We start from the raw sequence: 26343 nt of genomic DNA on the forward strand, positions 1-26343 counted from the left end.
CCCCAGCACACCGTTCCACGACCATGAGGACCATGACGATGAAGTCACGCACCAGGATCGCGTTCGCCGCGATCGCCACCACCGCAACGATCGGCATGCTCGCCGGCTGCAGCTCCGGATCGAGTGCCGGGAGCTCGGACGGCAAGACCACGATCGTCGTCGCCGTCGACGCCGGTCTCGAGAAGCCCGCCAAGGTCGCGTTCCAGGACCAGGTGACGGCCTTCGAGAAGGCGAACCCGAAGATCACCGTGACGAGCCGCGAGTACACGTGGACCGGCACGACGTTCGCGGCCGAACTCGCCGGCGGGACGCTCCCCGACGTGTTCACGATCCCGTTCACCGACGGCAAGTCGCTCATCCAGCAGAACCAGATCGCCGACATCTCCGGGCTCGTCGCGAAGCTGCCGTACGCGGACAAGTTCAACCCGAACGTCATCAAGAACGGCGAGAGCGCCGACGGCAAGGTCGAGGCCCTCCCGATCGCGGCGTACGGCCAGGCCCTGCACTACAACCGCGACCTGTTCACCCAGGCCGGCCTCGACCCCGATTCCCCGCCGACCACGTGGGCCGAGGTCCGGGCCGACGCCAAGCAGATCGCCGACAAGACCGGCAAGGCCGGCTACGCGACAATGACGCAGGGCAACACCGGCGGTTGGATCCTCACCTCCCTCGCGTACGCCATGGGCGGCCGCGCGGAGACCGGCAGCGGCGCGAAGACCACGGCCACGATCGACACGGCGGCGTACGAGAAGGCCCTGACGCTCATGCAGGACATGCGCTGGAAGGACGACTCGATGGGCGGGAACTTCCTGTACGACTGGAACGCCATCAACCAGGCGTTCGCGTCCGGCCAGGTGGGCATGTACGTCTCGGGTGGCGGCAACTACGGCTCGCTCGTGTCGCAGAACCAGATCGACCCGAAGTCCTACGGCGAGACGGTCGTCCCGCTCACCGGCAAGGACGCCGGAGCGCTCGGCGGTGGCACGCTCGCCGCCGTCAGCGCGAAGTCGACGTCCGCGCAGCAGCAGGCCGCCGTCAAGTGGATCGACTTCTACTACATGAAGAAGCTCTTCACGAAGTCCGACGCCCAGCGCGACGCGAAGACCCTCGCCGCGTCCGACCAGCCCGTCGGCGCCCCGCAGGTCCCGGTGTTCGACAAGGCCACCTACGAGAAGACCCTCGAGTGGACCAAGCAGTGGATCAACGTCCCGGTCGACCAGATGAAGCCGTACACCGAGCAGCAGTTCGACCAGACGATCGTCCCCGAGCCGGCCAAGAACACCCAGGAGCTCTACGGCCTGCTCGACCCGGTCGTCCAGGCCGTGCTGACCGACGAGAAGGCCGACCCCGCGAGCCTGCTGAAGAACGCGCAGACGCAGGTCCAGGCGAAGCTCGACGCGAGCAAGTGAGCGACCGGAACAGTGAGCAACTGAGATGACCACCAACGCAACCGGGTTGCGGGAACCGCACCGTCCCTCCCGTCCGCATCCCGAGGGTCCATCGGACCGTCGGCCGGGCTCCGGACCGAACGGTCCCGATTCCGGACTGACGGGAGGCACGGTGCAGCGCCGCAGGAAGCGCACCCCCGTGACCTGGTTGCGTCGGGGCGGGCTCTCGACGCTCGTCTTCGCCCTGCCGCTGATCCTCGTCTTCGGGCTCTTCTCCTGGTGGCCCATCGTCCGGGCGACGGTGATGAGCTTCCAGCAGACGAACCTCGTGACCGCTCCGACGTTCGTCGGGTGGCAGAACTTCGTGCACGTGCTGCACGATCCGCTGCTCCCGACGGCCATCGGCAACACCGTGTGGTTCGCGGTGCTCGCCCTGGTGTTCGGGTACCCGCTGCCGCTCGTGATGGCGGTGCTGATGAGCGAGCTGCGACGGGCGAAGGGACTCTTCAGCGCGCTCGTCTACCTGCCGGTCGTCGTGCCGCCGGTCGTCGCGGTGCTCCTCTGGAAGTTCTTCTACGACGGTTCCGCGACCGGGGTGTTCAACACCATCCTCGGGTTCGTCGGCATCCCGCCGCAGCCCTGGTTGCAGAACGCCGGGACAGCGATGCCCTCACTCGTGCTCGAGGCGACCTGGGCGGCGGCCGGCGGGACCGTCATCATCTACCTCGCGGCACTGCTCTCGGTGCCGCCGGAGCTCTACGACGCGGCCGAGGTCGACGGCGCCCGCGTGTGGCGCAAGATCTGGCACGTGACGCTCCCGCAGCTCCGCGGAGTGCTGTTCGTGACGCTCATCCTGCAGGTGATCGGGACGGCGCAGGTGTTCCTCGAGCCGTACCTGTTCACCGGCGGCGGACCGAACAACTCGACGACGACGATCCTGCTGATGATCTACGACTACGCGTTCGCGAACTCGACCGGTGGTGACTACGGGTCGGCGACGGCGCTCAGCATCATGCTCGCGATCGTCCTCGCGGCGCTCAGCATCCTGTACTTCCGACTGACGAAGAAGTGGAGCGTCTGATGACCTCGACGGTTCCCTCCGCACCCGTGCTCGGGTCGGACGACCCTGCCGGCGCCAGCGTCGCACCCGTCCGCCGCAGCCCTCGTCGTCCGCCGCGCCGTTCCTCCAGTCAGTTGGACAGCACCAGCCGTGGCATCGTCTCGCGCGCCGACCGTGGTCGGGGCTCCGTCCGGGGGTCGCTGTCCTCGCTGAACGGGCTCCTGCTCATCGGGCTGGTCGGGCTCGGCCTCGGACCGATGCTGTGGCTCGCGAAGTCCGCGATCACGCCGACCCAGGACACGCTCCGCACGCCGCTCGCGCTGTTCCCGAACGGGGTCGACTGGGCGAACGTGTCTGCGGCGTGGAACGACGTCCACATCAGCGTGTACTTCGGGAACACCCTGATCCTGGCCGTCGGGTCGTGGGTGATGCAGATCCTCGTCGCGACGACCGGCGGCTACGTGCTCTCGATCCTCCGACCCGCGTACGCCAGGGTTCTCGAGGGCATGGTCCTCTCGACGCTGTTCATCCCGTCGGTGGTGCTCCTCGTGCCGCTCTACCTGACGATCCTGCACCCGCCGGTGATCGGCACGTCGCTCATCAACACGTACTGGGCGGTCTGGCTGCCGGCCGGGGCGAACGCGTTCAACATCCTGCTCGTCAAGCGGTTCTTCGACGCGCTGCCCCGTGAGGTGTTCGAGGCTGCGTCGACCGACGGCGCCGGACCCTTCCGGATGTTCTGGTCGATGGTGCTGCCGATGTCGAAGCCGATCCTCGGGGTGGTGTCCGTGTTCGCGGTGATCAACTCGTGGAAGGACTTCCTGTGGCCGCTGCTCGTGCTGCCGAACCCGGCGATGCAGCCGCTGTCCGTGCGACTGCCGAGCATCCAGTCGACCACCGAGCTCGACGTGTTCCTGGCGGCCCTGGCGATCTCGACACTCATCCCCGTGGTGCTGTTCCTGGTGTTCCAGCGGATGTTCCTGAACTCCGCGGGGCTCGGTGGCGCCGTGAAGGGGTAGGGCGGCGCAGGGCCGGATCGAACCGCGAGATGCGCGTTGAACCGTGTGATCCCACGGTTCGACGTGCATCTCCTGCGGTTCTCTCCGGCCGTGGGGAATCGGCGCGGATCAGCGCTGTCGGATCAGCGCTGTCGGGTCAGCGCTGGCGGATCGGCGTCTCGGACACCAGGCCCGCGGTCTCCCCACCGTCGACGATGAACTCGGCCCCGCTCGAGAACGAGGAGTCGTCGCTCGCCAGGAACAGGACGGCGCCCGACACCTCCTCGGGTTCGCCGATCCGGTGCATCGCCACCATCGGCTCCTCCATCTCCTGCTCGAGGTTCGCCGTCATCGGGGTCCGGATCGTCCCCGGGTGCGCCGAGTTCACCCGGATGCCGTACTTGCCGAGGTCGAGCGCCGCGGCCTTGGTCAGCCCGCGCACGCCGAACTTCGACGCGTTTAGGCCGGCATGCCCTCGTAGCCCTTGATCCCGGCGATCGAGGACACGTTCACGATCGAGGCACCCTTCATGGACTTCCTGAGCTCGGGGATCGCGGCCTTGATGCCGAGGAACTGGCCCTTCAGGTGGATCTGGCGGGCGTGTTCGGAACACCCGGATCCTGCCAGAACACGCGGATCCGAGTGTTCCCGCTGGACGGGCGTATTCAGAACACGACGCTCGGGCGGGACGGGCGGGCGGGCGGGCGGGGCGGGGCGGGGGCAGCGGGACGGCGCGGCGCGGCGGTCAGTGCCCGAGGGCCGCGAGCTCCGACCGCGTCGCGGCACCGGCCTTCCGGAGCAGGTTCGACACGTGGAACTTGACGGTGTTCTCGCTGATGCCGAGGTCCGCCGCGATGGCCCGGTTGCGCGCACCGGACGCCACGAGCCGCAGCACGTCGCGCTCCCGCGGGCTCAGGGAGACGGCCTCCGCGAGGGGACCGGGATCGGCGGGCGGGTCGAGGGGCAGCGCGACCGAGAGCTCGGACCCCCACCCCGCGGTCGACGACACCGTGAACCGGCCGTCGAGCGCGCTGACCCGCTCGGTGATCGGCCGGAGCGTGTCGTCGTGCACCGTCAGCGCACCAGCACCGTCGTCGCGGATGTCGATGAGCAGGTTGAGCCCGTCGCAGTCCCACTGGATGCGCACCCGGCGGGACTCGCCACTGTCGACGAGCGCGAGGACCGCGTTCCGCACGATCGCCCGCGCCGCATGGGCGACCTCGCCGGGCAACGCCCGTCCGGTCGCCGGCGGCTCCACGAACTGGACGGCGAGGTCGCCGAACCGGACGAGGGGACGGAGGTCGGACTGGAGGCGCGCGAAGGCTCCGACGACCGGCTCCAGCACGAGGTTCCGCTGCTGGTCCGTCTCCGTGCGGATGGCGACCATCGCGCTCGCCGCGATCTCCGTCGCCAGCGTCCGGGCTGCGCGGTCGTCGAGACGCGCCGAGCGGAGCACGGCGAGGATCGACTCGAGGGTCACGCTCTGGCGGTCGACCAGGTCGGAGAGTTCCTGCCCGTGCCTCGTCGCGGCAGCCCGGGTCGCCACGACCTCTGATTGCGCCTGCCCATCGTCGTGGTCCATGGGGGGTGACGATACCCGCCGACCTGCCCGCGCCTCCCATTCCCACCCGTTCGGGTAGGTCGAACTGTGCGTCCGGAGAGCGGTGCACGCGGGGGACACGATGGAGCATGACATCGATGAACAGCGACGACGCAGCCACAGCGAACGACGACAGCACCCCGGCCGGGGCCCTCGGGACGATCGGTGCCGAGCTCTCCGCAGCGGTCGACATCGTGCGGTCGGACCCAGCCGGGCTCGACGCCGTCGCCGCTCTGCTCGGCGACGCCGACCGGGTGTTCGTGCTCGGGGCAGGACGGTCCGGTCTCGCGCTCCGGATGACCGCGATGCGACTCATGCACCTCGGCCTGACCGTGCACGTGGTGGGCGAGGTGACGACACCCGCGATCACCGTGGGCGACGTGCTGCTGACCGCCAGCGGGTCGGGCACCACCTCGGGCATCGTCAGCGCTGCTCGAACGGCACACGAGGTCGGTGCCCGTGTCGCGGTCGTGACCACCGTTCCGGATTCTCCGCTCGGGGAACTCGCCGATGCGGTCGTTCTCGTCCCCGCACCCGCCAAACGGGACTCGGGAGGGTTCGTGTCCGTGCAGTACGCCGGCGGACTCTTCGAGCTCTCCGTGGCGCTCATCGGCGATGCGCTCTTCCACGCCGCGTGGCAGCGGTCGGGGGCGTCCGCGGACGAACTCTGGCCTCGACACGCGAACCTCGAGTGATCTCCCCCATCCAGACCCCGTTCCACACTCCCTCCCAACAAGATCCCAGTAAGGCAGGTATCCCCATGCAGCTCCAGGTCGCAATGGACGTGCTCACCACCGACGACGCACTCGCACTCGCGGGCAAGGTCGCGCCGCACGTCGACATCATCGAGCTCGGCACGCCCCTGATCAAGGCCGCTGGTCTCTCCGCGGTCACCGCCATCAAGGAGGCGCACCCGGACAAGACCGTGTTCGCCGACCTCAAGACGATGGACGCGGGCGAGCTCGAGGCCGACATCGCCTTCTCGGCGGGTGCGGACCTCGTCACGGTGCTCGGCGTCGCGGGTGACAGCACGATCGCGGGAGCGGTCGCAGCCGCGAAGAAGCACGGCAAGGGTGTCGTCGCAGACCTCATCGGCGTGTCCGACAAGGCCGCTCGAGCCAAGGAGGTCGTCGCGCTCGGCGTGACGTTCGTCGAGATGCATGCCGGTCTCGACGAGCAGGCCGAGGACGGCTTCACGTTCGACACCCTCCTCGACGACGGTCGCGCATCGGGCGTGCCGTTCTCGGTCGCCGGCGGCGTGTCCGCTGCGACGATCGTCTCCGTGCAGGATGCCGGCGCGACCGTCGCCGTCGCCGGCGGTGCGATCTACTCGGCCGACGACCCGGCGGCCGCTGCCGCCGAGCTCCGCGCCGCGATCAAGTAGCGACCCCCGCTGCTTTGGCGGCAGCCGTCGGAGGGTGCGTCCACTCACCGACACGGACCGACGCCCCGTGGCCTGACGAAGTCCCCCCTCTCCGTCAGGCCACGGGGCGTCCCCGTTCTCCGGAGCATCCGTTCCGTCAGACCGCGGAGCCGTGTCCGAGTGCTCCGGCAGCGCGCAGCTCGGGCAGCCGTCCGGCCAGACGTCGCGCGCATCTCGGACGCTCCCAGGGCCTGCCACCCCGCGAGGCGTATCGATGGATACATGCCCAAGGACCAGTACACGTTCGGCGACCCACGCCCCCGCTACCCCGTCATCAGCCCGCCGGTGCAGCAGCAGCCGGAGCCAGGGCTCGAGTCGGAGATGACCCCGAAGCCCGATCTCGGCGCGGACTCCTATCGCGGCACCGAGCGGCTCGCGGGCCGGAAGGCGCTGATCACCGGCGCGGACTCCGGCATCGGCGCCGCCGTGGCGATCGCGTTCGCTCGGGAGGGTGCCGACGTCGCGCTGTCCTACCTGCCCGAGGAGCAGAGCGACGCGGACCGGATCATCGCCCTGGTCGAGGAGGCCGGACGCACCGCGGTGCCGATCCCTGGTGACCTGACCGACGCCGGGTACTGCCGCGACCTCGTGGCGAAGGCGGTCGAGGGCCTCGGCGGACTCGACGCCGTCGTGAACGTCGCCGGCAAGCAGGTCTGGCAGGAACACCTCGAAGACCTCGACGACGAGCAGTTCGAGGCGACGTTCCGCACGAACGTGTTCGCGGCGTTCCACATCATCAAGGCCGCCGTGCCGCACCTGCCGGCGGGAGCGACGATCGTGAACACCGCGTCGCTCGAAGCGTACGTGCCAGCGCCTGATCGCCTCGACTACGCGTCCACGAAGGGTGCGATCAACAACCTCTCGAAGGGACTGTCGCAGCAGCTCATCGAGCGGGGCATCCGTGTGAACGTCGTCGCTCCCGGGCCGACGTGGACCGCGCTGCAGCCGAGCGGCGGGGTCGACCCGGAGTCGCTGCCCGAGTTCGGCTCGAGCGAGTCGCCGATGGGTCGCGCCGCGCAGCCCGCCGAGCTCGCGCCGGCCTACGTCTTCCTGACCTCGTCCGAGTCCTCGTTCGTGGCGGGCGAGACCCTCAACGTGAACGGCGGCATGGTCACGCCCTGACCATCCTCGTCCGGGTCGAACACCCGCTCCCGCCGCCCGAGCACCAGCCGTCTCGCCGGCGCGATGGGTAGCGTGTGTCGTCATGAGCGATGGCACGCAGGGCGGCGACCGGACGATCGGCGGACGGTACCGGGTCACCGGCACCCTCGGACACGGTGGGATGGCGACGGTGTACCGGGCCGTGGACAGCCAGCTCGGTCGCGAGGTCGCGGTCAAGGTCTTCCGGATGGGCCCGGTCGACAACGGTGAACGTGCACGGGCCGAGGCGGAGATCCAGGCCCTCGCGAACCTCCGGAACTCCTCCCTCGTCACGCTGTACGACGCGGCGATCGCGGACACCGACGGTGAGTCGTACCTGGTGATGGAACTGGTACCGGGCACGGACCTGAGCACCCGACTCCGCGACGGCGCTCTCTCTCCGCGTGCCGTGGCGCAGATCGGCACACAGGTCGCCGACGCGCTCGCAGCCGTCCACGAGCAGGGGATCGTGCACCGGGACGTCAAACCCGCGAACGTGCTGCTCGAGGACGGCAGGACCGGTGCCGCCGAGGTCCGCGCCAAGCTCGCCGACTTCGGGATCGCCCTGCTCCGCGATTCGGCACGGATGACCGGCACCGGGACCGTGATGGGCACTGCTGCGTACCTCGCACCCGAGCAGGTCACGGCCCAGGACATGGACGGCGAGGCTGACGTGTACGCCCTCGGCCTCGTGCTCCTGGAGTCCCTGACCGGACGACAGGCCTTCCCCGGGACCGCGATCGAGTCCGCGACAGCTCGTCTGACGAGGGGGCCGCAGATCGACCAGACCCTGCCGGTGGCCTGGCGGACGCTGCTCCACACGATGACCGCGATGGACGCCCGGGAACGACCGACCGCCGCCGAGGCGGCTGATCGGCTCCGAGCGCTCGGACGCGACGGCGGCGACGCCGGTGCGGCCGGCGCCGCCGGGCCCGCGCCGACGGCAGTCCTCGGTGGTGCGGCCCTCGGAGCCGCCGCAGCCGGAGCCGCCGCGGGTGCCGCTGCCGGTCGTGGCACGGCGGACACCGGGGCGGGGCGCTCGGCAGGCCCGGCAGACGACCCGACCGTGGCGTTCGACCGGCCGGTCCAGGGGCGGACAGCACCGCTGAGCCAGGCGCCGGGGACCACCGGCCAGCGCCCGGACGACGTCCGGACGACGGTCCTCGGGCGCGCAACGGCCCCGGACACGACACGGGCGATGGCCGGGGCGGGATCCGCAGTCGGAACGGGCGCCGCGGCCAGGGGTGGCGGGCGTGCTGGCGCGGGCGTCGGAGCGGGAGGACGTCGACCTGCCGATCCCGACACAGCCGGCCGCCGCCGGACGTGGATCCTCATCGGCGTCGTCGTCCTCGTGCTGGCGATCGCGGCCGTCGTCATCGGGCTCGCCGTCGCGGGCCGGGACGACACGGTCCCCGCACCGACGGACACCACGACGTCGAGCACGCCGCCGGACGAATCGACCCCGGTCCCGTCGCAGGACTCCCCGAGCGAAGAGCCCTCCGAGCCGGCACAACCCGAGCAGACGACCGAGCCCGACCCGGACCCCGTGCCGAGCGACGTCGCCCCGTCGACGGGCCCCGAGCCGAGCGCGCCGGACTCCCTGCCCGTCGAGACACCGGCCAGCGACACCGCGGGGGGCGACAACGGCCCCGGCAACTCGGGCAACGCCCCGGGCAACTCGGACAATTCGGGTAAGGCCCCGGGCAACCCGGTCAACGGCCCCGGCAACTCGGGCAACGCGCCCGGCCACGGCAAGTAGGCGACGCCGTCATCGGCGAGTGAGATGTGCCCATCTGTCGAGCGAGGGGCATGCCACACGACACTTCGGTACGTCTCGACCGACGGCCTGACCGACGTCTCGACCGACGGCCTGACCGACGTCTCGACCGACGTCTCGGCCGACGGCCTGACCGACGGGCCAGGAGAGGGGGAGGGGGCGTCCGACGGACCGACCGGCGGACCTGCCACGAGACCGTCCGGAGCACCCCATAGGCTTGACGCGTGCGAGAACTGCAACGGAGCGGTGGACCGACGACGGCTGTGGCCGCGAGGAACCACGTGGGATTCACATCGACCGAGGCCTACCTGGTCGATCAGGGACCGGACGGTTCCGGAACGGACGACGGCGTCGCGACAGCCGGGGTCGCGACCGGCCTCGTCACGACCGCGATCGTCCCGGGGTTCGCAGGGCGGGTGATCGCACCGGGGGACGAGCTCTCGTGGGTGTGGTTCCCCGAGCGCACCCTGCCGGACGGGCAGGACGAGCCGACCTCTGACGACCTCGATCATCTCTGGGATGCCACCGCCTTCACCCTGGACATCGCGTTCGAGGACGGTGCGCACGCGGCGCAGGCGATCCCGACTCCCGTCGACCAGTACGGCGCGGCGATCACCGCCGCCGCCCAGTACACGGCGAAGACCGCCTGGGTCGACCAGTGGAACCGTCGCACCGTGTCCCTCGAGCAGTTCGTCGGCCGGACCGTCACGAACGTCGTCGCGACCATCGGGCGTGGCGGGGCGGACGCGACCGCGGGCCTCCAGTCCGACAGCGCGACCAGCGCCGACAGCGCGACCAGCGCCGACAGCGCGACCAGCGCCGACAGCGCGACCAGCGCCGACAGCGCGACCAGCGCCGACAGTGCGACCAGCGTCGACAGCGCGACGGGCCTGCCGCTCCGCGGCTGGCTGGACGACGTGGTGATCGCCCCAGCCGCACCGCGCAGCGACCGTCCCCTGGACCAGGTCGCCACGACCCGGGGGACCCAGGCGTCCGCACGGTTCTCGCGGGGCAACAACGCGCCCCTCGTCGGGATCCCGCACGGCGGCGTCTTCGGCCTGCCGATGACGAACGCGTCCGAGTCCCGGTGGCCGTACGCCTACCAGGAGCACAACCGGGCGAGCGACAACCGCCCGACGATCCAGGCATTCGCCACCTCGCACATCCCGTCGCCGTGGATGGGCGACCGCGGTGTGTTCCAGGTGATGCCGTCGCCGCTCGAGAACCCACCCCTCGACCGTGCGGCGCGAGCACTGGCGTTCGACCACGCCGACGAACACGACGGTCCGCACCGGTACGCGGTCCGGCTCGACGCGGGAACCGCGGGCCCGGTCGACGCCGTGATGACCGCCGGCGAGTTCGCCCTCGCCTGGCGGTTCACCCTGCCGGGGCGCACCGGGTCGGTCATCCTCGACCACCACGGTTCCGTGACCGACGTCGACGTCCGCCGCGAGGGCGACACCATGATCGTCGAGGCGCTCCTCGACGATCGTCCGCAGACTCCTCCGCACCACATCCACCTCCGTGTCCAGAACGTCGTCGCCGAGAAGCTGTCCCTGCAGGACGGTGAGCTCCGCGGCTCGCTGACCGTCGCCGCGGACGGCCCGGTCGACGTCCTGCTCGGGATCTCGACCGTGTCGTTCGCGGATGCGGCGGCGAACCTCGAGGCTGCCGGATCGTTCGACGAGATGCTGGCGCGCGCCGAACGTCTGTGGACGGAGAAGCTCGACACCCTGGCTGTGGAGGGAGCGACCGCAGACCAGCGCACCTCGCTGTACTCCGGGCTCTACCGCCTGTTCCTCTACCCGAACCGCGCCGGCGAGACGGCACTGACCGGCGCCCCGCACCACCGCTCTCCCTACGGGAACGTCCTCGACAGCCCCATCCGCGACGACGAGCGTCCGGAGGTCGTCGAGGCGGCGAGCACGACCACGAACGGGTTCTGGGATACCTACCGCACCGCCTGGCCGCTCCTCGGGCTGCTGACACCGGAGACCGCGGGCGACCTCGCGCAGGGGTTCGTGCAGCACTTCCTCGACGGCGGGTGGACCCCGCGCTGGAGTGCGCCGGGCGCGGAGGACGTCATGACGGGCACCACGAGCGACACCGTCTTCGCCGACCTGTTCAGCAAGGACGTCCCGGGCATCGACCTCCTCCAGGCCTACCGGTCCGCGCTGAAGAACGCGACCGTCCCGGCACGGGACTCGCGCGTCGGACGCAAGGGGCTCCTCCCGGGTGCGTTCCGCGGGTACGTCGACGACCGGACCGGCGAGGGGATGTCCTGGACGCTCGACGCCGCGATCAACGACTGGTCGACCTCGGTGATGGCACGGATGCTCGCCGATCAGGCCGAACCGGGGTCGGCGGACGTCCGCCGGTACGACGCCGAGGCCGAGTGGTTCGCCCGCCGGTCGCTGCAGTACCGGAACGTGTTCCACACCCTGACGGACGGTCCGCACGCCGGGCTGACGTTCCCGATCGGGCGGGACGCGGACGGCGCATGGCGCACGACCGACACCGAGTACGACCCCGACCAGTGGGGCGGCGACTACACCGAGACGAACGCGTGGGGCACGATGTTCACGGCGCCGCACGACGGTGCCGGCATCGCCGCGCTGCACGGCGGCGAGGACGGACTCCTCCGCGCCCTCGCCGCGTTCAGCGGACGTCCGGACACCGGGAGCACCGCGGTCTCCGGGCACTACGGGTCGCCGATCCACGAGATGACCGAGGCCAGGGACATCCGGATGGGGATGCTCGGCCTGTCGAACCAGCCGGCGCACCACATCCCGTTCTTCCCGATGTTCGCCGGGCACCACGACGACGCGCACCGGATCGTCCGCGAGGCCGTCGACCGTCTCTTCATCGGCTCGGACAACGGGCAGGGTTACCCCGGCGACGAGGACAACGGCGAGATGAGCGCCTGGTACGTCTTCGCGACGATCGGGCTCTACCCGCTCGTCCCGGCGACCGGGACCTACGTGCTGGTGCCTCCGTCGGTGCGCCGCACCGAGCTGCGCCGGCCAGGAGGGACGCCCACCGTCATCGAGATCGGCAACCCCTCGGCGGACGGCCGGTTCGGGCGCTTCGTGGAGTCGGTGACCGTCGACGGCGAGCCCTGGCACTCCATCTCGATCCCGCACGCCGTGGTGGCCTCCGGTGCGCACATCGTGTTCACCCTGTCGGACGAACCGACCGGGTGGGCGTCGGACACCAGGCCCGCCAGTGCCTCGGCGCTCCACGGGTTCGCGGACACCCCCGCGGACGTGCTGCCCACGCGAGGCGGTTCCGCGCCGGCACTCACCGACGACACCGGGGCGACGGTCGTGCGACTCGCTGCGGGTGAGTCCGTGGAGGTCCCGGTGTCGGTGTCGTCGGCGTCGCTCTACACGGTGACCGCGGCGGAGCCCGGACGGTTCGGGTGGCAGGTGTCGCTCAACGGGTCGGACGGCGGGGCGACGGTCTCCGACAGTGTCGAGGACGAGGTGTTCGAGTGGGCGGGACAGACCCGGGTGTTCCGGATCACGGGTGGCGTGACCGACGGCGTGTTCCGGTTCGCCCCCTCGACGCCGATCGTCCTGACGCAGTTGGAGCTCGTCGCCGAGGACCGTTCCGCAGCCTGACGATGCCCGAGGAGTCGCACATGAGACTCCTCGGCCCGCGGGAGGTCGCAGATGAGACCTCTCGGCGGCGCGGAACCTGTCAGGCGGCGAGGAACCTGTCAGGCAGCGACGGGCGTCTCGTGGCGCGGCTCGACCCAGACGACGGCGGTGCCGACCCCCAGCACGTCGAGGGCCCGGCGTTCGGCGTCCTCGCGGTCGCACGCACCGATGACGGCCACGGCCACGTCGGAGGAACCCGGTTCGGTGAACGCGACGGTCCACAGCGATGTCATGGTCTGCATGGGAATCACCTTCTCGATCGCGGTGCATCGGGAGATGCATCGACTGTCGAGGTATTCGGTGCTGGCCCCGTGCCGGGTTGGTCCTCCCAGCGAACTCCGGTGCGCCCCGCGGTCCCGCGGTGTACCAGGGACGGATGACGACCCTTCCCGGCGGGACCCTGACACTCGCGGACGACCTGACACTCACCCGATTCGGCTACGGCGCGATGCAGCTCGCGGGCAAGGGGGTGATGGGGCCGCCCGAGGACGTCCAGGGTGCCCAGGAGACGCTCCGGGCCGTGATCGAACTCGGCATCACACACATCGACACGAGCGACTACTACGGCCCGTTCGTGACCAACGAGCTCATCCGCGACACCCTGCACCCGTACCCGGACGACCTGCACATCGTGACGAAGGTCGGGGCCAGACGGACCGAGCGCGGGCAGTGGCCGTCGGCACTCGGGCGTGACGACATCCGGCAGGCGATCGACGAGAACCTCGAGCACCTGGGGCTCCCGGCGATGGACGTCGTGAACCTGCGGGTCGGCGGTCAGGCGGCACCGGTCGAGGGGTCGATCGCGGAGCCGCTCGAGGCCCTGACCGAGCTGCAGGAGGAGGGACTCGTGCGCCACATCGGCGTCAGCAACGTCACGATGACGCAGTTCGAGGAGGCCCGCTCCTACGCCGAGGTCGTCTGCGTGCAGAACAACTACAACCTCGCCCACCGGGACCACGACGACCTCGTGGACGCCTGCGCCGAGGCCGGGATGGGGTTCACCCCGTTCTTCCCCCTCGGTGGCTTCTCGCCGCTCCAGTCGACCACCCTGGAACAGGTGGCGACGCGCATCGGTGCCACGCCCCTCCAGACCGCACTCGCATGGCTCATGCAGCGCTCGCCGACCATGCTGCTCATCCCCGGGACCAAGTCCGTCGCACACCTGCACGAGAACGTCGCGGGTGCGGCGATCGAACTCCCCGAGGACGCCCTCCGGGAGCTGAACGCGATCGGCAACGCCGCCTGACCCGACGTCGAGAAGTGCCCATCTGTCGGGTCCGGAGATCCGGAGCGACAGATGGGCACTTCTCAACGGAACGGCAGCGCGGCAGCGCAGCCCGTGGGGCCCCGTCGACCCCGCGCTACGGGACCAGGTGTCCGGCGGCGGTGAACAGCCGGTACCACTCCTCGCGCGAGAGCCGGACGTCCGACCCCGCGGCCGACTCCTGCACCCGACCGGGGTTGGTCGTCCCCAGCACGACCTGCATCTGCGCGGGGTGACGGGTGATCCACGCGACGGCGATCCCGGTCGGGGTGACACCGTGCGCGGCGGCGATCTCGTCGAGCGCGTCGTTGAGGTCCGCGTAGTTCTCCCGGTCGTCGAGGAACACCCCGTCGAAGAACCCCTTCTGGAACGGCGACCACGCCTGCAGCGTGACGTCGTTGAGGCGTGAGTAGTCGAGGATGCCGTTGTCGCGGTCGATCGACTGGTCGAGGGCGCCCATGTTCGCGGCGACCCCGGCGGCGATCAGGTTGGCGTGCGTGATGCTCAGCTGCACCTGGTTGAACGCCAGGGGCTGCTCGACGTGCTTCTTCAGCAGCTCGACCTGCCCGGGTGTGTGGTTCGAGACACCGAAGTGCTTCACCTTGCCCGCGGCGTGCAGCGTCGAGAACGCCGACGCGACCTCCTCCGGCTCGACGAGCGCGTCGGGACGGTGCAGCAGCAGCACGTCGATGTAGTCGGTCTGCAGGGCGGCGAGCGACTCGTCGACGGACTCCAGGATGTGCGACTCCGAGAAGTCGAAGAACCCCTGGCGGATCCCGACCTTGGTCTGCAGGACGATCTCGGCGCGATCGGAGGAGCTCAGCCCCATCGCCGAGCCGAAGCGCTGCTCGCACCCGTGCCATCCGCCGTACACCGCGGCGTGGTCGAACATCGTGATCCCGCTGTCGCGGGCGGTCCCCACGAGGGTGCGGATGTCCTCGTCGGACATGTCGTTGATCCGCATCAGCCCGAGGACGATGTCGGACGCGGTCAGGTCGGTCTGTGGCAACTCCAGTGTCTTCACGCTGTCGATCCTGCCCCATCGCGCTGACAGCCGGGCGGGTGTGAGCGATCCGCATGCGTTCCGCGGACCGGCGTTAGGGAACCGTGAGGACCGGCCTGGAGGCACGGTGCGAGCAGGAGCATCGCTGATGCGTCCGCAGTCGGGACGCGGTCCGCGGTGCCTGCCGCTGGCCTCCTCGAAAGTCCTGGAGTTCCACGTGTTCGACGTGTTCGTCGTCGTCGGCGTCCTCGCCCTGTTCGGCCTGGTCGCGCTCATCGGTCGAGGGGTGGAGCGGCTGTGATCGCCATCACCATCGCGGCCGCCCTCCTCGGCATCGCCGCCGTCGGCTACCTGGTGTGGGCACTGATCCACCCGGAGCGGTTCTGATGAGCGCGGTCGACGCCACGCCCGCCGACGTCTGGGCCGGCATCGCCCAGGTCACGACGGTCGTGCTCCTCCTCGTCGTCGTGCACCGCCCGCTCGGTGACGGCATGGCGCGGATGTACACGTCCGTGAAGCACATGCGGGTCGAGCGGGGCACCTACCGGCTCATCGGCGTCGACCCCGACGCCGAGCAGTCCTGGCCGGCCTACCTCCGCGGGGTGCTGGCCTTCAGCGTCGTCGGGGTGCTCCTCGTCTACGTGCTCCAGCGCACGCAGCAGGTCCTCCCGGGTGCGCTCGGCCTGCCCGCGGTGACCCCGAGCCTGGCGTTCAACACCGCCGTGTCCTTCGTCACGAACACGAACTGGCAGTCCTACTCGCCCGAGGCCACCCTGGGGTTCACCGTCCAGGCGGCCGGGCTCGCGGTGCAGAACTTCCTGTCCGCGGCCGTCGGCATGGCCGTCGCGGTGGCACTCGTCCGCGGGTTCGTCCGACGCCGCACCGGCACCATCGGCAACGTGTGGGTCGACGTCGTCCGGACCCTCTGGCGGCTGCTCCTCCCGGCGGCGTTCGTCGTCGCGATCGTGCTCGTCGCCGGTGGTGTCGTCCAGAACCTCTCCGGTGGGACGGACGTCGCGACGCTCCTCGGTGGGACGCAGCACATCCCCGGCGGGCAGGTCGCGTCGCAGGAGGCGATCAAGATGCTCGGCACGAACGGCGGCGGGTACTTCAACGCGAACTCCGCCCACCCGTTCGAGAACCCCCAGCCCTGGACGAACCTCGTCGAGGTCTTCCTCATGCTCGCCATCCCGTTCTCCCTGCCGCGGACGTTCGGCACCATGGTCGGCGACCGCCGCCAGGGCATCGCGATCCTCGCCACGATGGGCGCGATCTTCCTGGTGTCGCTGTCCGCGATGTCGATCGCCGAGCTCGCCGGCGGCGGATCCGCGACCAGGGCCGCCGGCGCAGCGATGGAGGGCAAGGAGGCGCGGTTCGGCATCCTCGGGTCGACCCTCTTCGCCACGACGTCGACCGCGACCTCGACCGGTGCGGTGAACAGCATGCACGACAGCTTCACGCCGCTCGGCGGGATGATGGCGATGCTCAACATGATGCTCGGCGAGATCGCCCCCGGCGGCGTCGGGTCCGGTCTCTACGGCATGCTCGTCCTCGCCGTGATCACGGTGTTCATCGCGGGCCTGCTCGTCGGTCGGACGCCGGAGTACCTCGGCAAGCGCATCGGTTCCCGTGAGATCCGGCTGGCGTCGCTCTACATCCTCGTCACGCCGACGCTCGTGCTCCTCGGCACCGCACTCAGCCTCGTCATCCCGGGCGTCCGCGAGCAGGTCCTCGGCACGTCGCTGTACAACCCGGGCAACCACGGGCTGAGCGAGCTGCTCTACGCGTTCACGAGTGCCGCGAACAACAACGGCTCGGCGTTCGGCGGGATCACCGCGAACACCACGTGGATGAACTCCGCGCTCGCCGTCGCGATGCTGCTCGGTCGGTTCGTGCCGATCGTGCTGGTCCTGGCGCTCGCCGGGTCCCTCGCGGCCCAGGAGCACGTCCCCGCGACCAGCGGCACCCTGCCGACGCACCGACCGCTGTTCGTCGTGCTCCTCGGCGGCATCGCCGTGATCGTCACCGCACTCACCTACTTCCCCGTGCTCGCACTCGGACCCCTCGCAGAAGGACTCGTCAAGTGACCCTCGTCGAACCAGAGCAGCAGGACACCGCAACCACGGTGTCGGAACCGGCCACCCGCAGGTCGGCGTTCGGACCCCGCCAACTGGTGGCGGGCCTCCCGTCCGCGTTCCGCAAACTGGACCCGCGCACCATGGTGCGGAACCCGGTCATGTTCATCGTCGAGATCGGCGCGGTCCTGACGACCGTCACGGCCGTCGTCGAGCCGTTCACCCGGACTGGAGGCGCGGCCTCCTCCGGTGCGGCGGTCCCGTCCGGCTTCACCTGGGCGATCGCCGTCTGGCTCTGGCTGACCGTCGTGTTCGCGAACCTCGCCGAGGCCGTCGCGGAGGGCCGGGGCAAGGCACAGGCGGAGGCGCTCCGGAAGACCAGGAGCACCACGACCGCCCGGCGCGTCAGCGCGTACGACGCGTCCGGGGACCCGACGGCGCACACGGCGACGATCGACGAGGTCGCGAGCGTCGACCTCGCGAAGGGCGACCACGTGCTCGTCGAGGCGGGCGAGGTGATCCCGGGCGACGGCGACGTGGTGGACGGCATCGCGAGTGTGGACGAGTCCGCGGTCACGGGCGAGTCCGCCCCGGTCATCCGCGAGTCCGGCGGTGACCGCAGCGCCGTCACGGGTGGCACCCGCGTGCTGTCCGACCGGATCGTGGTGCGGATCACCTCGACCCCCGGGGAGACCTTCATCGACCGGATGATCCGGCTCGTCGAGGGCGCTGCCCGGCAGAAGACCCCGAACGAGATCGCGCTGAACATCCTGCTCGCCTCGCTGTCGATCGTCTTCGTGATCGTGTGCCTGACCATGCAGCCCATCGCGGGGCTCGTCGGCGCGACGGTCAGCGTGCCGGTGCTCATCGCGCTGCTCGTGTGCCTCATCCCGACCACCATCGGCGCGCTCCTGTCCGCGATCGGCATCGCCGGGATGGACCGGCTCGTGCAACGGAACGTGCTCGCGATGTCGGGTCGCGCGGTCGAAGCGGCGGGCGACATCACCACGCTGCTCCTCGACAAGACCGGCACGATCACGTACGGCAACCGACGGGCGTCCCGCGTGGTGCCGGTCGGCGGGCTGACCGAGGCATCCGTGCTCGAGGCGGCGGCGCTGTCGTCCGCTGCCGACGGCACCCCCGAGGGGCGTTCCATCGTCGACCTGGCCGCCGCTGCCGGAGTGCCGACCGGAGCGCCGGCCGGTGCCGTCGAGGTGCCCTTCATGGCGCAGACCCGGATGAGCGGTGTCGATCTGCCGGATGGTCGGCAGGTGCGGAAGGGGGCTTCGGCGCAGGTGCTGGCATGGGTCGGTGCCGGTGCCGGTGCCGGTGCCGGTGCCGGGGCTGCTGCTGAGGTCGACGCCGCCGTGACGGAGATCTCCGACCAGGGCGGGACACCCCTCGTGGTCGCGGAGCGCTCGGCGTCGGGCGAGATGCGACTGCTCGGGGTCGTGCACCTCAAGGACGTCGTCAAGAACGGCATCGCGGAGCGGTTCGCCGACCTCCGCGCCATGGGCATCCGCACGGTCATGATCACCGGCGACAACCCGCGGACCGCGAAGGCGATCGCCGCCGAGGCCGGGGTCGACGACTTCCTGGCCGAGGCCACCCCCGAGGACAAGCTCGCGCTCATCCGCAAGGAGCAGGACGGCGGGAACCTCGTGGCGATGACCGGTGACGGCACGAACGACGCCCCGGCCCTCGCGCAGGCGGACGTCGGCGTCGCGATGAACACCGGGACGACCGCGGCGAAGGAGGCCGGCAACATGGTCGACCTGGACTCCGACCCGACGAAGCTCATCGACATCGTGCGGATCGGCAAGCAGCTGCTCATCACCCGCGGTGCGCTGACGACCTTCTCGATCGCGAACGACGTCGCCAAGTACTTCGCCATCATCCCGGCGATGTTCCAGGCCACGTTCCCCGGCCTCGGCGTCCTCAACGTCATGCAGCTGCACAGCCCGGCCTCGGCGATCCTCTCCGCCGTCGTCTTCAACGCCCTCGTGATCATCGCCCTCATCCCGCTGTCCCTCCGCGGCGTGCGGTACCGGGCAGCGTCGGCATCGTCGATCCTCGGGCGGAACCTGCTCGTGTACGGCCTCGGCGGTGTCCTCGTGCCGTTCGTCGGCATCAAGCTCATCGACCTCGTCGTCGGTCTCATCCCGGGCTTCTGAGCCCACGTCACCTGGAGTTCGTCATGGCATCCACCCGTTCCACCGCCCGCACCACCTGGGTCGCGATCCGACTCGCGGTCCTCAGCACCGTCGTGCTCGGCGTCGCGTACCCCCTCGCCGTCACCGGCATCGCGCAGCTCGCGCTCCCAGACCAGGCGAACGGCTCGCTCGTGTCGCAGGACGGCACCACCGTCGGGTCCTCGCTCATCGGACAGTCGTCTGTCGGCAAGGCCGCCGACCGGTGGTTCCACACCCGACCCTCCGCCGCCGGGGTGAGCGACGACAACCCCGGTGGGTACGACGCCGGCGCGTCCTCGGGGTCGAACCTCGGGCCGTCGAACCCGGACCTCGTGAAGTCGATCGAGGAGCGCAAGGCCGCGATCGCGAAGGCGGACGGGGTCGCGGAGTCCTCGATCCCGGCGGATGCCGTGACCGCATCGGGCTCGGGCCTCGACCCCGACGTCTCCCCGGAGTACGCGCGGCTCCAGATCGACCGGGTCGCGGCGTCCCGAGGTCTGTCCGTGGCGCGGGTGCGGTCGCTCGTCGAGGCGCACACCGAGGGGCGGCAGCTCGGCTTCATGGGGGAGCCCGTGGTGAACGTGCTCGAGCTGAACCTCGCGCTCGCCGCCGTCCGATGACCGCTCCGCACCATCCGCCGACCGGCCAGCTCGGACCGGTGCCCTCGCGCTGCTCACGGTCGACGCTCGAGCAGCGCGGGGACGCCGCTCCGCGCACGCAGGTCCGCCGCGGCCTCCGGAGCGATCCGTCGGACCTGGCTCAGCAGCCGACGGAGATGCGGTTCCGGTCGGTCGAGGATGCATTCGTGGTGCGCGACGCGGTTCCGGAACCGTCGCAGGTCCTCCAGCGCGTCGCGGACACCGTCTCGACGGGTGCCGCTCTCGTACGCCAGGTGCAGGTACGGACGCCAGACGGTCCGTTCCAACCGGTCGCTCGTGAGCATCGTCCAGAACCCGAAGGTGAGCTCGGCGACCACCTTGCCGGGAAGTGGTTGCGCGTGGTCCGGGGTGCGAGCGCGATCCACCGCCTCTGCGATCCTGCGCCGTGCGATCGCGTTGACGTCCCGAGCAGTCCCACCGTTCCGGTGGTGCCGGACGTCGACCGGGAAGAGAGCGGTGGCGGTCCGGGGCTCCGTCCAGTGGGCCTCGCCCCGGACGACGGCGCCCTGCAACGCCCGGTCGTACGCGTTGCGGAGCCCGATCTCCAGGTGCGACAGGTCGTGCAGGAACGCGCCCGACAGGCGCGCGTTCCACTCGTACAGGCGACGTGCCCGGTCGCGGTCGTGGCCGGCAGCACGCAGGTACCGATCGAAGCGAGCGGGGCTGACCCAATCGATGAACCAGTCTTCGGCGGTCACGATTGCGCCGTATCTGGTATGCTAGTCGAGAAAGCCCTCGTGGACCTCTGCTCCATGTCGCTTGGGCCAAGACAGGAAGCTCCGGTATTCCGCCACGGCGGACCCGGAGCTTCTGCTTTTACTGGCACCGACGCGGCTGTGCGCGTGCACGTCGGGTCCAAGGGGACAGATCGTCCGTGGGGTGTTGTGACGGCATGCCGCTCCGAGGATCGAGTCGAACAGGATCTCGGCTGCGCCGGCGTCATCGTGGGTGGGCCCAAGGGCCGACCAGCCGGCGCGCACCCGCTCCGGTCATCAGAGTGTCCGGTAATGTATCACAATCCCCATCAGCGGGGGCGGTACGACGCGAGATGATGGGCACATGAAGCGCGGACGACTGCGGGTGCTGCTCGGTGCCGCGCCCGGCGTCGGCAAGACCGTCACGATGCTCGAAGAGGGGCAACGCCTCCGTGACCAGGGGCGCGACGTGGTGGTCGCGGTCGTGGAGACGCACGGGCGCGCGATGACCGCCGCGCTCGCCGACCACCTCGAGACGGTGCCGCGACGCATCGTCGAGCACCGGGGCGTCTCCCTCGACGACATGGACCTCGACGCGGTCATCGCTCGGCGCCCGGACGTGGCGCTCGTCGACGAGCTCGCCCACACGAACGCGCCGGGGAGCAGGCACGAGAAGCGGTGGCAGGACGTCGAGGACCTGCTGGTCGCCGGGATCGACGTCGTCTCGACCGTGAACGTGCAGCACATGCAGAGCCTCGGGGACGTCGTGCGGGACATCACCGGCACCGTGCAGCGCGAGACCGTGCCGGACGCCGTGGTCCGCGGCGCCGACCAGATCGAGGTCGTGGACCTCGCGCCGCAGGCCCTCCGCGACCGCCTCGCCGACGGGCACGTCTACCCGGCGGCGCGCATCGACGCGGCGCTGTCGAACTACTTCCGACTCGGCAACCTGACGGCCCTCCGCGAACTCGCCCTCCTCTGGCTCGCCGACGAGGTCGACGACGCCCTCAAGCGGTACCGCTCCGAGCACGGCATCGACCACAAGTGGGAGGCGCGCGACCGGGTGGTCGTCGCACTCACGGGCGGCCCGGAGGGTGCGACGCTCCTCCGACGGGGGGCCCGGATCGCGGCCCGGTCGGCCGGCGGCGAGCTGGCCGCCGTGCACGTCACGACGAACGACGGGCTCCGGGAGCGACACCCCGGCGCACTCGCGGCCCAGCGTGCACAGGTCGAGCAGCTCGGTGGGACGTACCATCAGGTCGTCGGCGACGACGTCCCGACGACGCTCGTCCGGTTCGCCCGGTCGATCAACGCGACGCAGCTCGTGATCGGCGTCAGCCGTCGGAGTCGACTCGCCGCGGCACTGACGGGCCCCGGGATCGGTGCGACCGTCGTCCGGGCGTCCGGTGACATCGACGTGCACATCGTCACCCACGACCGGGCCGGCGGACGCTTCGCACTCCCGAGGCTCGGCGGCGGACTCGCTCGCGGGCGGATCGTCGCCGCGTTCGTGCTCGCGCTGGTCATCGGCCCGCTGCTGACCTGGGCGCTCTCGTTCGGCGACTCGCAGGACGCGATCACCGTCGACGTGCTCTCCTACCAGCTGCTCGTCCTCGTCGTGGCCCTGGTCGGCGGGATGTGGCCCGCGGTGTTCGCGGCGGTGCTGTCCGGACTCTCCCTCGACTACTTCTTCGTGCAACCGTTCCACACGATCACGGTGCAGCAGCCCTGGCACCTCGCGGCACTCGTGCTCTACGTCCTGAGCGCGGTGCTCGTGAGCTTCGTGGTGGACCGGTCCGCACGGCGATCGAGGACGGCCCGTCGCGCCGCGGCCGAGTCCGCGCTCCTGTCCGGGATCGCGGGGAGCGTGCTGCGTGGGGACGATGCGCTCGACGCGCTCGTGGACCGGACGCGCGAGGCGTTCGGCTTCGACACCGTCCGCGTGCTCGTCGACGGTGCCGAGGTGGCCGCATCGACGGCCCGAGCCGACGTGCCGGAGCCGGCCCCGGGCCTCCCGTCCGATGCTTCCGGTGCGGCCGCTGCGACGGGCGCGGCGGGTACGTCACACGCGGCGGACGCGGTCAGGACCCTGCCCGGCGGGGGTGTCGTCGAGTTCGTCGGCGGCGCACCGGGCCCGTCGGAACGACGGCTGCTCGCGGTCGTCGAGCGGCAGATCGACGCCGCGCTGGAGCACCGGGCCCTCGCGCGCACGACGGTCGACGTCGAGCGCATCGCCGCTGCGGACCGGGTGCGGAGTGCGCTCCTCGCCGCCGTCGGTCACGACGTCCGTCGACCGATGGCCGCCGCCTCAGCCGCGATCGGGGGGCTCCGAACGTCCGACGTCGAGCTCTCGCCGGACGACCGGGCCGTGCTCCTCGAGACGGCGGACGAGAGCCTGCGGTCCCTCGCGACCCTCCTCGGCGACCTGCTCGACGTCAGCCGTGTGCAGGCCGGCGTCCTCGCGGTGGTCGCGCGACGGATCGCGATCGAGGACGTCGTCGCCCCCGCGCTCGATGAACTGGAGCTCGGGCCGGAGGACGTCGACCTCGACCTGCCGTCCGACCTCCCCGACATCGACGCCGACCCGGTCCTGCTCCAGCGCGTCGTGGTGAACCTCCTCGCGAACGCCGAGCGGTTCTCGCCGGAGGGCGGCCGGGTCCGCGTCGCCGCGAGCACCTTCGGCGGGTCCGTCGAGCTCCGCATCACCGACCACGGCCCCGGCATCCCGCCCGAGCGCCGCGACGATGTGTTCATGCCGTTCCAGCGGCTGGGCGACACCGACAACGAGACCGGGCTCGGGCTCGGGCTCGCGCTCGCGAAGGGGTTCACCGAGGGCATGGGGGGCACGATCGAGGTCGACGACACCCCGGGCGGCGGCCTGACCGTCGTCGTCGCGCTCCCCGCGTCGGACCGTCCGGAGGTCACCGCATGAGGATCCTCATCGCCGACGACGACCCGCAGCTGGTCCGCGCGCTCGTGGTCACGCTCGGTGCCCGCGGCTACGACATCGTCACCGCACGCGACGGCCGCGAGGCACTCGACGCCGTCATCACCGAACGCCCGGACATCGTGATGCTCGACCTCGGCATGCCCCGGCTCGACGGCATCGGCGTGCTCGAGGGCATCCGCGCGTGGTCACAGGTCCCCGTGCTGGTGCTGTCCGGGCGCACGGACTCGTCGGACAAGGTCGACGCGCTCGACGCCGGGGCGGACGACTACGTCACGAAGCCGTTCCAGATGGACGAGCTCCTCGCGCGGTTGCGGGCGCTCGGACGTCGACGCGCTCCCGCGGTGGAGACCGCCACGGTGCGGATCGGGGACCTCGTCGTCGACCTCGCGGCGAAGCAGGTCACGCGGGCGTCGGGACCCGCCGGCGCGATCCGGCTGACACCGACGGAGTGGCGACTGCTCGAGGTGCTGCTCGCGAACCCGGGTCGGCTGCTCACCCGCGAGATGCTCCTGACCGAGGTGTGGGGTCCGACGCACGGGGGTGATGCCGGGTACCTGCGGCTGTACGTCGCGCAGCTCCGGAAGAAGCTCGAGCCGTCACCGGCCGAGCCGCGCTACATCGTCACGGAGTCGGGGATGGGGTACCGCTTCGAGCCCGACGGGCAGCCCGACGGGCAGGCCGAGGGCTGAGCACCGCTCGTTCACCCGGCGGTCCTAGCGTCGGCCACATGACCGCGCGCAAGGTGATGCTCATCGGCATCGACGGACTCCGGATCGACGACGCACTCCGACCGGGAGCCGCCCCGAACCTGGCCGCCCTCGTCGCGGCGGGCTCGATGTCCCGCCTGACGATGGAGGTCCCGACGATCTCCGGCCCCGGCTGGTCGTCGTTGCTGACCGGGGCGACCCACGCCGAACACGGGGTGTCCGACAACACCTTCTCCGGCCACACCCTGCGCGCCAACGCCGACTTCCTGAGCCGAGCGTTCTTCGCGGACCAGCGGCGCACCACCTTCGCGGCAGCCGACTGGCCACCGCTCGTCGACCCCGCCGGACCCGGCCCGGTGATCGCGTTCCGCGACGACCAGCGTCGGAGCGGGATGCACGCCGTCGTGCTCCGGGACGGAGAGCTCCGCGGGTACGACGCGATGGACGGCGAGATCACGGCCGCGGCGGAGCTCGCGATCCGTGAGGCCGGGCCGGATGCGTCCTTCGTGTACCTCGGCGCCGTGGACGAGGCCGGACACCTGCACGGCGGGGCGTCTCCCGAGTACGCGGCCACGGTCCTCCAGACCGACGCCCGACTGGGCCGCCTGCTCGACGCGATCCGGCGGCGGATCGCACGCGAGGACCTCGACGAGGACTGGCTCGTCGGGGTCACCACGGACCACGGCCACCTGGATGCCGGGGGACACGGCGGCGGGGACGAGGTGCTGCGTCGGTCGTTCCTGGCGCTCGGGCGGTTCGGCGGCGCCGGGGCGGTCCCGGTGCCGGGCGACCTCGAGCCGTGCGACGTCCCCGGCGTGCTGCTCGCGCACCTCGCCGCCTGAGCGGTGCGCCCTCGGACGGACGCGGCTCAGGGCCCGCCGAGCCAGTGGTCGATCCGGTGGTGGTCCGGCTGGAACCCGTTCGCGACGCCCCACAGCACCGCCTGGGTCCGGCTCTCGACGCCGATCTTCCGGTAGACCGAGCGGATGTGCGTCTTGACGGTGTTCGGGCTGAGGTAGGTGAGCTTCGCCACCTCGGCGTTCGACTTGCCCTGCGTGATGAGCGCGAGGATCTCCGCCTCGCGATCCGTGATGCCGTCCGTCCGCCCCGGCCAGTCGAGCCCGTCGGCGCTCGGGGCCCGACGCTGTGCCGCGCTGACGACGACCTCGCCCCGCGCGACGTCCTCGAGCGCGGCGACGAGGTCCTCCGCCGACAGCGTCTTGGCGAGGTACCCGTGCACGCCCTGCTCGAGTGCTGCGTCTACGAGCTCCTGCTGGAAGTTCCAGGTGTAGACGACGACGTGGCGTGCCCGGGGGTTCGCGACGAGCCCGGCGATCTCGTGCTGATCGGACTCCGGCTGCGCGAACGAGTCGTAGAGGACGATGTCGATCGAGTCCTCGAGCGCGGCGTTCGCGTCGATCTCGGACACGACGATCCGGTCCCGGTACTGGTCGAACATGTGCGCGAGGCCGGTCAGCACGACGTCGTAGTCGTCGACGAGCGTGACGGTGAGGGGACGGGTCATGGCGATGGACACGCGATCAGCATCCCACCCCCAGGGGTGAATCGGTACACCCCGAGGGGTGGTTGAGTTCATCACGTCGCCGCACTCGCGGTGCCCCGTCGGTCGCCACCCCGCGACCGGGAACGTAAGGAGTGCACAATGCTCGGACTCATCATCAGCCTCATCATCGTCGGCCTCATCGCCGGCGCGATCGCCCGCCTCGTCATGCCCGGCAAGCAGAACATC

At 70.8% G+C, this 26343-nt stretch carries 23 protein-coding genes; 17 read left to right on the plus strand and 6 right to left on the minus strand.

The features are described 5' to 3' along the window. Positions 1-32 precede the first annotated feature (32 nt). The 3 genes from ASF23_RS04275 to ASF23_RS04285 all read left to right on the plus strand — a co-directional run bounded on the left by ASF23_RS04275 (position 33) and on the right by ASF23_RS04285 (position 3467). The gene (locus ASF23_RS04275; RefSeq protein ID WP_235510779.1) at positions 33-1409 is read left to right on the plus strand and encodes an extracellular solute-binding protein; all 1377 of its coding nucleotides are present in this window, start codon (positions 33-35) and stop codon (positions 1407-1409) included. Positions 1410-1596: 187 nt separating this feature from the next. Beyond that, positions 1597-2469: a carbohydrate ABC transporter permease gene (locus tag ASF23_RS04280; RefSeq protein WP_055949636.1), complete on the plus strand. Its 873-nt coding sequence runs from the start codon at positions 1597-1599 to the stop codon at positions 2467-2469. After that, a complete protein-coding gene (locus ASF23_RS04285) occupies positions 2469-3467 on the plus strand; it encodes a carbohydrate ABC transporter permease (protein ID WP_082473814.1) in 999 nt (332 codons plus the stop codon). Before ASF23_RS04280 ends, ASF23_RS04285 begins: the two co-directional genes overlap by 1 nt. 136 nt (positions 3468-3603) lie before the next feature. Here ASF23_RS04285 and ASF23_RS04290 read toward each other — a convergent pair whose 3' ends face one another. Beyond that, complete coding sequence (locus ASF23_RS04290; protein ID WP_055949557.1) at positions 3604-3888, minus strand: SDR family oxidoreductase; 285 nt, start codon at positions 3886-3888, stop codon at positions 3604-3606. Positions 3889-4191: 303 nt separating this feature from the next. Next, the gene (locus ASF23_RS04300) at positions 4192-5028 is read right to left on the minus strand and encodes a helix-turn-helix transcriptional regulator (protein WP_055949563.1); all 837 of its coding nucleotides are present in this window, start codon (positions 5026-5028) and stop codon (positions 4192-4194) included. 107 nt (positions 5029-5135) lie between these two features. On the opposite strand from ASF23_RS04300, the gene hxlB reads away from it, so the two are divergent. From hxlB to ASF23_RS04325, 5 genes are all read left to right on the plus strand, one after another. Next, positions 5136-5741, plus strand: coding sequence for a 6-phospho-3-hexuloisomerase (gene hxlB, locus ASF23_RS04305; RefSeq protein WP_082473815.1), 606 nt, complete (start codon positions 5136-5138; stop codon positions 5739-5741). 65 nt (positions 5742-5806) lie between these two features. Next, positions 5807-6430 (plus strand): 3-hexulose-6-phosphate synthase, encoded by a 624-nt coding sequence (gene hxlA / locus ASF23_RS04310; protein WP_055949566.1) that lies wholly within the window; start codon positions 5807-5809, stop codon positions 6428-6430. A gap of 261 nt (positions 6431-6691) precedes the next feature. Then, complete coding sequence (locus tag ASF23_RS04315; protein ID WP_055949569.1) at positions 6692-7591, plus strand: SDR family oxidoreductase; 900 nt, start codon at positions 6692-6694, stop codon at positions 7589-7591. An 82-nt stretch (positions 7592-7673) separates the two neighbouring features. Next, positions 7674-9368, plus strand: a complete 1695-nt coding sequence (locus ASF23_RS04320; protein WP_055949572.1) for a serine/threonine-protein kinase — start codon at positions 7674-7676, stop codon at positions 9366-9368. 299 nt (positions 9369-9667) lie between these two features. After that, positions 9668-13009 carry a GH92 family glycosyl hydrolase gene (locus tag ASF23_RS04325; protein WP_235510780.1) on the plus strand — a complete coding sequence of 1114 codons (3342 nt, stop codon included), beginning with the start codon at positions 9668-9670 and terminating at the stop codon, positions 13007-13009. A 98-nt stretch (positions 13010-13107) separates the two neighbouring features. Here the strand turns inward: ASF23_RS04325 and ASF23_RS04330 are convergent, their stop codons facing one another. Then, complete coding sequence (locus ASF23_RS04330; RefSeq protein ID WP_055949578.1) at positions 13108-13290, minus strand: hypothetical protein; 183 nt, start codon at positions 13288-13290, stop codon at positions 13108-13110. Positions 13291-13424: 134 nt separating this feature from the next. On the opposite strand from ASF23_RS04330, the gene ASF23_RS04335 reads away from it, so the two are divergent. Further along, positions 13425-14294, plus strand: coding sequence for an oxidoreductase (locus ASF23_RS04335; RefSeq protein ID WP_055949643.1), 870 nt, complete (start codon positions 13425-13427; stop codon positions 14292-14294). A 115-nt stretch (positions 14295-14409) separates the two neighbouring features. On the opposite strand, the gene ASF23_RS04340 is transcribed toward ASF23_RS04335, so the two are convergent. After that, complete coding sequence (locus ASF23_RS04340) at positions 14410-15336, minus strand: aldo/keto reductase (RefSeq protein ID WP_156364179.1); 927 nt, start codon at positions 15334-15336, stop codon at positions 14410-14412. A gap of 127 nt (positions 15337-15463) precedes the next feature. Here ASF23_RS04340 and ASF23_RS18145 point away from each other — a divergent pair, with 127 nt between their 5' ends. Genes ASF23_RS18145 through kdpC form a run of 5 tightly spaced genes read left to right on the plus strand, consistent with a single transcriptional unit; the run spans position 15464 to position 20202 of the window. After that, entirely contained in the window at positions 15464-15616 is a 153-nt protein-coding gene (locus ASF23_RS18145; protein ID WP_156364181.1) for a hypothetical protein, read from the plus strand. Beyond that, positions 15613-15702 carry a potassium-transporting ATPase subunit F gene (locus ASF23_RS04345; protein ID WP_055949581.1) on the plus strand — a complete coding sequence of 30 codons (90 nt, stop codon included), beginning with the start codon at positions 15613-15615 and terminating at the stop codon, positions 15700-15702. Before ASF23_RS18145 ends, ASF23_RS04345 begins: the two co-directional genes overlap by 4 nt. Next, complete coding sequence (gene kdpA, locus ASF23_RS04350; RefSeq protein WP_055949584.1) at positions 15702-17402, plus strand: potassium-transporting ATPase subunit KdpA; 1701 nt, start codon at positions 15702-15704, stop codon at positions 17400-17402. Before ASF23_RS04345 ends, kdpA begins: the two co-directional genes overlap by 1 nt. Continuing rightward, positions 17399-19564 carry a potassium-transporting ATPase subunit KdpB gene (kdpB, locus tag ASF23_RS04355; RefSeq protein ID WP_082473816.1) on the plus strand — a complete coding sequence of 722 codons (2166 nt, stop codon included), beginning with the start codon at positions 17399-17401 and terminating at the stop codon, positions 19562-19564. The genes kdpA and kdpB overlap by 4 nt, the downstream gene beginning before the upstream one ends. Positions 19565-19587: 23 nt before the next feature. Beyond that, a complete protein-coding gene (kdpC, locus tag ASF23_RS04360; RefSeq protein WP_055949587.1) occupies positions 19588-20202 on the plus strand; it encodes a potassium-transporting ATPase subunit KdpC in 615 nt (204 codons plus the stop codon). A 53-nt stretch (positions 20203-20255) separates the two neighbouring features. Here kdpC and ASF23_RS04365 read toward each other — a convergent pair whose 3' ends face one another. Further along, on the minus strand, positions 20256-20939 hold the full coding sequence (locus ASF23_RS04365; protein ID WP_055949590.1) for an Abi family protein: 684 nt from the start codon (positions 20937-20939) through the stop codon (positions 20256-20258). A gap of 361 nt (positions 20940-21300) precedes the next feature. Here ASF23_RS04365 and ASF23_RS04370 point away from each other — a divergent pair, with 361 nt between their 5' ends. Genes ASF23_RS04370 through ASF23_RS04380 form a run of 3 tightly spaced genes read left to right on the plus strand, consistent with a single transcriptional unit; the run spans position 21301 to position 25435 of the window. Then, positions 21301-23868 (plus strand): ATP-binding protein, encoded by a 2568-nt coding sequence (locus ASF23_RS04370; protein ID WP_055949594.1) that lies wholly within the window; start codon positions 21301-21303, stop codon positions 23866-23868. Further along, on the plus strand, positions 23865-24575 hold the full coding sequence (locus tag ASF23_RS04375) for a response regulator (RefSeq protein WP_055949597.1): 711 nt from the start codon (positions 23865-23867) through the stop codon (positions 24573-24575). Before ASF23_RS04370 ends, ASF23_RS04375 begins: the two co-directional genes overlap by 4 nt. A 38-nt stretch (positions 24576-24613) precedes the next feature. Beyond that, on the plus strand, positions 24614-25435 hold the full coding sequence (locus tag ASF23_RS04380) for an alkaline phosphatase family protein (protein WP_055949601.1): 822 nt from the start codon (positions 24614-24616) through the stop codon (positions 25433-25435). 26 nt (positions 25436-25461) lie between these two features. Here the strand turns inward: ASF23_RS04380 and ASF23_RS04385 are convergent, their stop codons facing one another. Further along, entirely contained in the window at positions 25462-26130 is a 669-nt protein-coding gene (locus ASF23_RS04385; protein ID WP_235510781.1) for a LuxR C-terminal-related transcriptional regulator, read from the minus strand. Positions 26131-26343: the final 213 nt, after the last annotated feature.

It is taken from the genome of Curtobacterium sp. Leaf261 (assembly GCF_001422205.1).
Classification (GTDB): domain Bacteria; phylum Actinomycetota; class Actinomycetes; order Actinomycetales; family Microbacteriaceae; genus Curtobacterium.